The organism is Corallococcus carmarthensis, assembly GCF_003611695.1.
GTDB lineage: Bacteria > Myxococcota > Myxococcia > Myxococcales > Myxococcaceae > Corallococcus > Corallococcus carmarthensis.
In genome coordinates, this window is the sequence record NZ_RAWE01000108.1 from 23,189 (window position 1) to 31,599 (window position 8,411).

Genomic DNA, 8,411 nt, shown 5'->3' on the forward strand with positions numbered 1-8,411 from the left:
CCAGATTGAGAAGTGGCCCGGAACGTGCCTTGTGCCCCGGCGTACGCGATCACGCCGAGCCACCTTCCAGGACTCAACATCACGCGAAGAGGCCCCGTCCCTCGTGACGCAAGTCACGGTGGCGGGGCCTCGAAGGTGCTTCCAGTAAGCAGCCGGGTAAGCCCGGCGCCTACCCTGTTACTTCTCCTGGCGTGCGGGGCAACCCCGCTTGAGCGTGTACTGGTAGTAGCCGATCTCGTCGATCCAGAACTCGCCCTGGAAGCGCCAGTAGTTCCACGCCGCGCCGGGCATCTTGGGGCGGTAGAGCGACTGGCGGGTGAGCAGCGCCTTCTGGTCCACGCCCTCGGAGAAGAGGTCCTTCTCATCCAGCGCCGTCTGCACGCGGATGATCTCCGCCTGGTCTGAGAAGGTGCGGAGGTTGTCCGCGGCCTCGCGGATGCGGTTCTTCGCCAGCGTGCCGCCCACCTGGAGCAGCGTGGTGCGGATGTCCTCCAGCGACGCCACGGTCTGCGCGGCGAACGGCGTCCCGCGCCACGGGCCTTCACTGATGGCGCGCTTCTCCTGATCCACGCGGGACAGGGTCCGCATCACTTCGCGGATGCGCTCGTTGTTGCGGATCCACAGGTAGACGGCGCGCGGCAGGCGGCGGTTCTCGGCGGCCACCAGGTTGAAGGCCTGGATGGGCGCCACGTCCTCGCCAGTGAAGGGCTCCAGCTGCTTCGCCATGGGGCCGTAGCGCTCGTCGAACGCGGCCAACGTCGTCTTCACCTCGTCGTAGAGGCACGAGTAGTAATAGACGGTGGCCTTGAGGATCCACGACTCGGGCTGGAAGGCGCCCTCGAACTGCGGCGCGTGCAGCGCCTGGAGGCTGCCCAGCGCGCCGCCGAAGTCCTCGTTCTGGAAGCGGGCGAAGCCGTTCTCGAAGAGGGCCTGGTCCCAGAAGCGCGCGTAGCGGGGCACGCCCTCGTACGCCTTCACCGCGTCCGCGTACTCGCCCCGGCGGTAGTGCACGCGGCCCAGCGCCAGCAGCGCCAGCTCGCGCGTCTCCGGCAGCTCCACCTGCGGTTCCTTCGTGTTGAGCACGGCCTGGAACGCGGCGATGGCCTCCTTGTCCAACGTCTCCCCTTCCCCGGGACGGCCCGGGAAGCGGGGGTCGGCGAGCACCGTGCCCAAGAGGTAGCGGGCCTTCGCGTAGACGCGGCTGTCGGCGGGCACGGCCTCCAGCAGCGACCGCGACTCCTCGAAGCGCATGCGGCGCTGGCTGGCGGTGCCCACCAGGTAGTTGATCCGCGCGAGCACCTCCTTGGGCAGCGTGACCCACTGGTCGCGCACCTCGTCGGTGTAGGCCTGGTTGAGGATGCTGGGGATGAGGTTCTGCTCATCCAGCCGCTGCTGCATGTCCACCAGCCCCTCGATGGCCTTCAGGTACGAGGGGTGCTTGGGGCCGGCGTTGACGATGGCCGCGTAGGAGATGAAGGCCGCGACGGGCAGGTCCTTCTTGGCGAAGGTCTGCGCCAGGTAGAACTCGGCCTTGCCCTTCAGGTCCGCGTCCTCCCCTTCCGCCAGCTGCGCGAAGAGGGGGGCGGCGGTGTCGAGCTGGCCCGCGTTGAAGGCGGACAGCGCGCGGTTGTAGGCGCCCACGTCCTGCTGGGCGAAGGCCACCGCGGGAACGGCGAGGGGCCCGAGGACGACGAGGAGTCGGAGCAGTCGGGACATGGCTAGAAGAGCACCGAGAAGCCAGCGTAGAAGCTGACGTTGTTGAGGACGTCCGACGAAGGCTCGGCGACGAGGTCCCTCCCGAGGATGATGTCCTCGCGGTAGTTCTTCTTCGTCTCCGGGTCCACGCCGTCGAACTTCGCCACCTTGCAGCTGCCGCTCAGGTTGAGGCCGTCGAAGGGCTGGTTGGCGGCACGCGCGGACTCCAGCGCCTCGAAGTCCGCCAGGTTGCAGCCGTCCACCTTGTCCACGCGGGCGGTGTAGATGAGGTCGCGCACCTCCAGGCGGATGGCGTAGGACTCGCCGAACTGCACGCGGAAGCCGCCGCCCACCTCACCCAGGAACTTGTTGCCCGTGTCGCCGAAGCGCGCGGGCACCTGGTACGTCTGCCCCTCCACCTCGTTCGCCACTTCCGGGCGGATAAGGTGGCGCGTCTTGCCAATGCCCGCGCCGCCCGACAGCACCAGGCTGAACTGCGCCAGCGAGTTGTTGAAGAAGGCGAACTTGCCGTAGAGCGGCGTCACCTCGACGCCCGCGTGCGCGCCCCACTGGAGCAGCAGCGACGACGCCGCCTGGGCCTGCTCGCGCACCTTGTCGATGAGCTCCAGGTTGAAGTCGCTCTCGTCGGAGTACCAGTTGTACTGGCCGCCCACCTGGAGGGCGAAGTTCTCCTGCAGGTGGTAGACGTAGTGCAGCGCGGTGCCCACGTGGTTGGTGAACTTGCCGTTCACCTGGACGACGCCGGGGTACAGCACCAGCTCGTGCTTGCCCTCGTCCGCGAAGCGCTTCTTCTGGACGATGTGGACGTTGACGTTCGGGTTGTAGAGCGGCGCGCCATTCACCAGCCGCTGCTGCTGCGCGTCCGTGGTGCGCGGCGCTTCACCGGTGTCCAGCACCGGTGCGTCCGCGGGCGGGGTGGCGGCCGGAGCCTGGGCTTCCGGCGACGGGGCGGACGGCGTGCTGCCCGTGTCGTCCTCGTCGGTGGCGGCGGGCGCGGACGGCGTGGCCTGCGCGGCGTCAGGCGTGGACTGGGGCACGGCGGGCGCGTCGCGCTGGGTGCGCTGGCGCTCCGGCGGTTCCGCGGGTGAAGGAGAGGCCGGCGCGGTCGCATCCGGGCCCGGAGCGGCCGGCGGCCGCGCCGGGGTGGCGCCTTGCGCGAACGCGAGGGCAGGCACCGCGGCAACGAGGAGCGCGATGGAACGGAAGGGTCGCATAGGAAGGGGTCAGAAAGAGAAGGTGTAGCCGAGGTCGAACTGCACCAGGTGCGTGAGGCCCGGGCTGCTGGCGGGCTCGCCGGTGGCGATGCCGGCCTCCCAGTCGTCGCGCAGCAGGTTCACGCGGTAGCTGTCCTTGAAGATCCAGTCGCGCAGCTCCAGCCGGATGCCGTGCTGCTCCTTGATGAAGAAGCGGAAGCCCAGCGCGGCGGACACCACCGGTGCCACGCGCGACTCCTTCACCCAGTAGTTCTCCGTGGCGCTGCCGCGGTCATCCACGGCCGTGCGGTTGTCACAGACGCCCGCGGCCCGGTCCACCACCTGGGTGCATTGGATGACGGACTGGCGCTTGAGGTTGGTGAGGCCGCCGCCCGCCCAGAGGTACGTCTGGAAGTGCACCGGGATGTCCGCGACGAGGCTGATCTTCCCGTAGATGGGAGCCCACCGGGCGCCAACGACGCCGTGCAGGTTCATCCGCCACATGTCCTCCAGCTCATCCGTGACGCGCTTGTCCTCGCGGTCCAGGAAGGATTCGGAGATGGAGCGCGCCAGGCCCGTGTGGCGGCTGGCGGCGTAGCCCGCGCGGGCTTCCAGCGCGAACGTGTCAAAGAGGTTGTAGGCAATCCCGACGTCGAAGAAGTAGTGCGCCGTCAGGTGCGTCTGCACTGGCAGGCCCACGGACAGGGACAGCTCTGGATGGCCCGCGGGCTTGTAGAGCCGGTTGCGGACGACCGCCGTGTCCAGGACGCCGTCTTCCTGTGCGGCGGCGCCGAGCGCCGTCAGCGAGAGGCTCAGCGCGGCGAAGACGCGAAGCGTGCGTGCGTTCATATCTCCTGCCCGGCCCGGGGGTGGGCCGTTGGGTGATCCGGAGGGCAACCCGCCTGCTTGGACGGCGAGGCTCCGGCGTGGGACAGCGATGTGAGCACGGCGCCCATTCACCGCAAGCGGATCCCAGCGGCAGTCGGTAAAGTTTTCGCCCTTTGCCCCCAGGGCGACCAGCACTCAACGTTTCCACGGGGATGCGAGCCCTCCGGCCCCATCCGCGCCACGCGAAGGCCCGCGCACGCACGCGCAGCCACGGTGACCGGAAACGACGAACGCCCCGCCCGGCAACCCGAAGGTGCCAGAAGCGGGGCGTCGTTGCGGAGCGCGATGAAGCGCCCCGGTTCAGCGGATGCGGCTAGCGCGCGGCCTTGTGCTGCGCGCGCATGGCCACCTTGATGGAGGGGCGCACGATGACGATGCCGTCGTTGTGGCCGGCGACCGCGCCCTTCACGAGCACGAGCCCCTTCTCCACGTCCACGTCCACCACGGTCAGGTTCTGCGTGGTGACGCGCTCGACGCCGTAGTGACCCGGCATCTTCTTGTTCGGGTAGGTACGGCCCGGCGTCTTACGCTGACCGATGGCGCCCGGGTGACGCTGATACTCGTGCGTACCGTGGGTCTTGGTCTGCGAACCCTTGAAGCTCCAGCGGCGCATGACGCCGGAGAAGCCGCGGCCCTTGGTGATGCCGGTCACGTCCACCAGCTCGCCCTTGGCGAAGAGGTCCGCCTTGATGGCGTCGCCCACGTTGAAGCCCGCGGCCTCTTCGGCCGTGACGCGGAACTCACGCAGATGGCGGCGCGGCGTGGCGCTGGCCTTCTTGAAGAAGCCGAGCTGCGGCTTGTTCAGGAGCTTCTCGCGAATCTCGCCGAAGCCCACGGTCACCGCGGAGTACTCATCCTTCTCCGGGGTGCGCTTGCCGACAACCAGACAGGTGTTGACGTCGATGACCGTCACCGGAACGAGGTTGCCCTCGTCGTTGAACACCTGGGTCATGCCGATCTTCTTGCCAATCAGACCCTTCACGTCGTCCTCACAGCGAGCGCCCGTGGCGCTGAAAGCCCAATGAAATCAATGAACTGGCCTACACGCGTACCTGCGGCCGCCAGGAAGCGGCGCAAGATAGCAAACACGTCCCCTACGTCAAGCACCAAGGGTGGGCGTCCCCCTCACTGCGCGACATCCAACCGCTTGTAGAAGGGGTTGAGCTGCCCATCCGCGATTCGCTGGGCATACACCTCTTCGCCGAGGAGGAACAGGGCTTGATCCAGATAATCTTCCGCCCCCTTGATCTCCTCCTCCTTGGCGGCGATGGACTGGTCGATCTCCGCCATCCGGGTGTCGTGCTGCAGCTTCTGCTCCGCGGCGGCGTCCTCCAGCTCGATCAGGCGCTTGTGCGCCAGGATGCCCGCCGCGCCGGGCTGGCCGGGGGTGGGGGTGAGGGCGGTGGCCAGCTGGGACTCCCAGTCCTCGACCTCGCGGGCCAGGCGCATCTGGGCGATGCGGTTCTTCTTGAGGTTCTGTTTGGCGGCGTCCAGCTTCACGGGGTCCTGGGTGGTCATCTCCAGGTCCGCGAGCTTCGACTCCAGCTTCCTCAGGCCCGCGATGGCGTAGCGCAGGTCGGCGCGGCGCGTGTCCAGCGTCTTGCGCAGCCCCTTGACCTTGCCTTCCACCGCGGTCACGGCCTTCTGGAACCGGCCGGTGATCTCCTTCTGGGCGGCGCACTCGTCCTCGTGCTGCGCCAGGAAGTCCTGATTGGCCACGTCCTCGTCATTCATCTCCGCTTCCAGCGCCGCCAGCTCGTCCCGGCGCGCCTCCAGCACCTCTTCGGCGCGGTAGACGCGTTCCATGGAGCGGGGGCAGTTCGGCTTGCCCGGGAGGACGTCCCGGGCCAGGTCGCCGAGCTGGAAGATGAGATCGTTGTAGCTCTCCTTCGCCATGGGCGGATTCATACGCCCAAGACGCCAGGACTGTCACCGGCCGAGCGCATCCGCCGCGCCCGGCCCTGTCGCCCGCCTCAGTCCGCGGGAGCCGCCATGGCCTGGGCCTCGCCCCGCCGCACCGCCGCCAGGGCGCCTTCCGCCAGGGCGAGCAGCTCCCGGGCGCGATCCTGCTCCTCGGTCCGGTTCAGCTCGCACACCCACGCGGACGACAGATCCGCGTGCTGACGCGCCATCTCCGCGGTCGTCTCATAGCGCGCGGCGGACGCCCGGGCGAAAGCCCCCTCGCGCCGCAGCTCCAGCACCGTGTCCGGATCCAGGTCGATGTCCTCCGGCGGCACCGGCAGCGGCCCCCGTCCCAGCGCCGCCAGCCGGGCCAGCAGCCGCGACGCGTGGGCGCGGCAGAACGCGGCCAGCACCATCAGGCGCGCTCGAACCCGCGCGTCGTTCATGCGCTCCGCCAGCCCCGTCATACGGCGGGCTGACACCACTTCCGCCTCCCACGCGGCGGCCAGTGCAGCGGCCAGCCGGGTATGCCTCGCACCCATTAGCGTCCCTCCCCCACCCTCGTCAGACGCAAGCTAGGGACGCTGTTGGGGCAATTCAACCGACCGCGCGAGCAACCATCCAATAAAGCCCCACCCCCGCGAGGCAGATGGATGACAGGCGCACAACCTTTGAGTGCAGCCGGGGCCTGCGCTGGACGATTCGCAGCACCGGAACCAGGAAGGCCACCACCACCGCCTGCCCCACCTCCACGCCCAGGTTGAAGCCCAGGAGCGCCGGCACCACCGCGGTCCCCAGCCCGTAGCCGCCGAGCACGCTCGCGAAGCCCAGCCCGTGCACCAGGCCGAACAGGAAGGTGAGCCCCGCGCGGTGCCCGTGCCGGCGCAGCAGCAGGTTCTCCAGCGCCATGTAGAGGATGGAGGCGGCGATCGCGGCCTCGGCCCACCGCGTGCCCCGGGCGTCCAGCGTCCACCAGCCCAGGGCGGTGACCGCCAGCGTCAGCGAGTGCGCCAGCGTGAAGGACGTCACCAGCAGGAGGATCCGCCGGAACGTGCCGCCCACCAGCAATACCGCGACGAGGAACAGGAGATGATCCGCGCCCTCCAGGATGTGGCGGATGCCCTCGCCCACCCAGCCGGAGAACCCGTCCACCGCCCCAGCCCTGCCCTCCATCACGAGCGTGGGGTGCTCGCGGTCCGCGAAGTCCACGCCCGCGAAGCCTCCTTCCCCTGCTCCACCCGCGCGGATCAGCCGGTAGCCCGGCGGCAGCGCGTCCAGCACGCCGAACGTCTGTCGGAGCGTGCCCGGCGGGCAGGTGAACGCCGCCCGCAGCTCCACCGTGCCGCGGCCTTCGTCCCACGCCGCGCTCGAGGTGAGGAGCACGCAGGGCGCTCCGTTCGCGGTCAGCGGCAGCCGGTTCCAGATCCGCGCCTCCACTTGCGGCCGCAGGGCCTGGAGCGCGGATCCGTCCTCCCCCTGATCAGGAGGAAGCCCCGGCACGAGCAGGCGCAGCGTGTCCGGCGCCAGCGTGAGCGTTTCCCGCACGCGCTCCGGGGACGCGTCCTCGCGGACGGCCCGCACGGAGAGCAGCTCCGCGGCGTGGGCGTGGACAACGGCCGGCCCCAGCAGGACCAGGGCCAGGAACACCACCCGGGCTGCGGGGAACGGCCTCATCGCGCGAAGCAGCCTGCCCTCCGCGCGCCCTGCCCGTCCACTACTCGCGCACGAACTCCAGGTGCACCTGCTGGCGGCCGGAGAGCCCGCCATGGTGCGCGCCACAGCGCGGACAGACGAACGGCTGATCCCAGTCCCACGAGGCCTGCACCTCCTCACCGCAGCAGACCATGGGGAGCGGGCGCAGCATCTCCTCATCCGGAGGCAGCGGCCGGGGCAGCGGCTCCGGCGCCACCGAGACGAAGGTGGGCCGCGGGTTCTGAGACAGCGTGCGCTGCACGTACGCCAGCTGTTCGTACCGCACGTGGTTCGCCCACGCGCGCGCCATCTGCTCCACGTGCGCGGACTGATCCGGCGTGAGCCATGCATCCGGCAGCGCGCGGTGGCCGCAGTACAGGCAGTGCCACGCGGGCAGCTCCTCCGCCGTGTACGCCTCGTGGAGGTTTTCGAAGGGGAAGTAGCCCGCGAGCAGCCGCTGCAGCATCCCCGCGTCGTGGCGGCTGGGCCGCGTCTTGAAGTTGCGCTGGCAGCGGGGACATTCGCGCCGCACGAAGCCCGCCTTGTCCCGCGGCAGCTCCAGCCACGCCATGTCCAGCTCCGGCACGTTCACGCCAGCCCCCGCCGGCGGCCCAGCGACGCGACGCCCAGCACGAACGCGATGAGCGAGAACACCAGGAGGAGGTGCACCCACTGCCCCTCCGTCGAACCGGTGATCAGCCCCATCACCCACAACACCATCAAGATGATGCCCATGGTCCAGTACACGCCACGCCTCCCGCCACACGAAGGTCCATGAATAGACCGGGCGCAAGCTAGGAACGCGGAAGCACCGCGGCAACAGGTGGAGCTTTCTGCAGGGTCAGGTTGGGAAACAAACTTCCCAGGCCGGGCATTTTTTCCGGCCGCCGTGGGCCCCCGCCGGGCCCGTTTCAGGCCCTCTCTTAAGGATCCGTGAGGCATCCACCGCACGCCACGTACGCTGGCACGTTGCCTGCTTAGCCGCTGGGTGTGGGCGAGTCAGCGGGCGCGGGGAGTTGG

The 8,411-nt window shown here is 69.4% G+C and carries 9 protein-coding genes; all 9 read right to left on the reverse strand.

The annotated features are described in order from the left end of the window. Positions 1-177: 177 nt before the first annotated feature. Positions 178-1,716, reverse strand: coding sequence for a tetratricopeptide repeat protein (locus D7X32_RS25750; RefSeq protein ID WP_120605221.1), 1,539 nt, complete (start codon positions 1,714-1,716; stop codon positions 178-180). Between the two features lie 2 nt (positions 1,717-1,718). Further along, positions 1,719-2,930 carry an outer membrane beta-barrel domain-containing protein gene (locus tag D7X32_RS25755; protein WP_120605222.1) on the reverse strand — a complete coding sequence of 404 codons (1,212 nt, stop codon included), beginning with the start codon at positions 2,928-2,930 and terminating at the stop codon, positions 1,719-1,721. A 9-nt stretch (positions 2,931-2,939) separates the two neighbouring features. Continuing rightward, positions 2,940-3,758: an outer membrane beta-barrel domain-containing protein gene (locus tag D7X32_RS25760; RefSeq protein ID WP_120605223.1), complete on the reverse strand. Its 819-nt coding sequence runs from the start codon at positions 3,756-3,758 to the stop codon at positions 2,940-2,942. A gap of 352 nt (positions 3,759-4,110) precedes the next feature. Further along, the gene (gene rplC, locus D7X32_RS25765) at positions 4,111-4,779 is read right to left on the reverse strand and encodes a 50S ribosomal protein L3 (RefSeq protein ID WP_120605224.1); all 669 of its coding nucleotides are present in this window, start codon (positions 4,777-4,779) and stop codon (positions 4,111-4,113) included. Positions 4,780-4,922: 143 nt separating this feature from the next. Next, entirely contained in the window at positions 4,923-5,693 is a 771-nt protein-coding gene (locus D7X32_RS25770; protein WP_120605225.1) for a hypothetical protein, read from the reverse strand. A gap of 77 nt (positions 5,694-5,770) precedes the next feature. After that, positions 5,771-6,241, reverse strand: coding sequence for a hypothetical protein (locus D7X32_RS25775; protein WP_120605226.1), 471 nt, complete (start codon positions 6,239-6,241; stop codon positions 5,771-5,773). Between the two features lie 55 nt (positions 6,242-6,296). Further along, complete coding sequence (locus tag D7X32_RS25780) at positions 6,297-7,373, reverse strand: HupE/UreJ family protein (protein ID WP_120605227.1); 1,077 nt, start codon at positions 7,371-7,373, stop codon at positions 6,297-6,299. Between the two features lie 40 nt (positions 7,374-7,413). Beyond that, a complete protein-coding gene (locus tag D7X32_RS25785) occupies positions 7,414-7,983 on the reverse strand; it encodes a hypothetical protein (RefSeq protein WP_244239174.1) in 570 nt (189 codons plus the stop codon). Beyond that, a complete protein-coding gene (locus D7X32_RS25790; RefSeq protein ID WP_120557109.1) occupies positions 7,980-8,138 on the reverse strand; it encodes a lmo0937 family membrane protein in 159 nt (52 codons plus the stop codon). The genes D7X32_RS25785 and D7X32_RS25790 overlap by 4 nt, the downstream gene beginning before the upstream one ends. Positions 8,139-8,411: the final 273 nt, after the last annotated feature.

Coding starts and splice junctions, on each gene's coding strand:
- D7X32_RS25750 (WP_120605221.1), bottom strand. CDS start 1,716: ATGTCCCGACTGCTCCGACTCCTCGTCGTCCTCGGGCCCCTCGCCGTT.
- D7X32_RS25755 (WP_120605222.1), bottom strand. CDS start 2,930: ATGCGACCCTTCCGTTCCATCGCGCTCCTCGTTGCCGCGGTGCCTGCC.
- D7X32_RS25760 (WP_120605223.1), bottom strand. CDS start 3,758: ATGAACGCACGCACGCTTCGCGTCTTCGCCGCGCTGAGCCTCTCGCTG.
- D7X32_RS25770 (WP_120605225.1), bottom strand. CDS start 5,693: ATGGCGAAGGAGAGCTACAACGATCTCATCTTCCAGCTCGGCGACCTG.
- D7X32_RS25775 (WP_120605226.1), bottom strand. CDS start 6,241: ATGGGTGCGAGGCATACCCGGCTGGCCGCTGCACTGGCCGCCGCGTGG.
- D7X32_RS25780 (WP_120605227.1), bottom strand. CDS start 7,373: ATGAGGCCGTTCCCCGCAGCCCGGGTGGTGTTCCTGGCCCTGGTCCTG.